This window comes from Sphingobacterium sp. UBA7253 (assembly GCF_002472745.1).
Lineage (GTDB): Bacteria > Bacteroidota > Bacteroidia > Sphingobacteriales > Sphingobacteriaceae > Sphingobacterium > Sphingobacterium siyangense.
In genome coordinates, this window is record NZ_DKSP01000239.1 from 1 (window position 1) to 768 (window position 768).

1 protein-coding gene is annotated in these 768 nt (G+C 36.2%); it reads left to right on the forward strand.

All coding sequences use genetic code 11. The features are described from left to right. Positions 1 to 240: 240 nt before the first annotated feature. The gene (locus B2X72_RS24860) at positions 241 to 675 is read left to right on the forward strand and encodes a hypothetical protein (protein WP_088161713.1); all 435 of its coding nucleotides are present in this window, start codon (positions 241 to 243) and stop codon (positions 673 to 675) included. Positions 676 to 768 lie beyond the last annotated feature (93 nt).

Genomic DNA, 768 nt, shown 5'->3' on the forward strand with positions numbered 1-768 from the left:
GTATGATAGGAAAACTAAAATATTATCTTACAAACAACGCGAGTATCACTGAGGAACACATAGACCAGATAAGCAGATGCTTCACACTACAGCATGTAACAGAAATACTTGCCTCTTATCTTGATATTACACAAGAAACGTTGAGCAGGCTTAAATCGAAATGATTTTTTGACATACATCAACGCGTCTAAAGTTGGAATGTTTTAAATTTGATTAGTTACATTTTTAAAAATAATCAATATGTATTTAGATCCAGATAACCACGCCGTTAAACTTTGTGCCCAAGGTATGGACATCGAGGGAAAACCGGAAGAAGCAAGCAAATTATTTACTCAAGCTTGGAATGAAGCGATAAATGACTTTGAAAGATTTATAGCAGCCCATTATATAGCAAGACATCAGAAGAGTGTTGCAGACAAATTGAAACGGGATGAGACGGCCTTACATTTGGCTCAAGAAATAAAGAACAACGATGTCAGCGGGGCCTTCCCGTCGCTGTACTTGAACATTGCCAAATGCTATGAGGATCTAGGCGATGCTGAAAATGCAGAAAAAAATTATCAATCAGCACTTTCGTTCACGGACAAATTATCTGATGACGGATATGGAAATATGATTAGAGGAGGTATTTTGAACGGAATTAAAAGGTTAAAGTCATTGAGTGAGAATAGATAACATAATCGTCCAGTCTTTGTCATTTATAATTCATATAAACAAAAAAAGCTAATCTTGTGATTAGCTTTTTTCTGTGATCCCGCTGGGATTCGA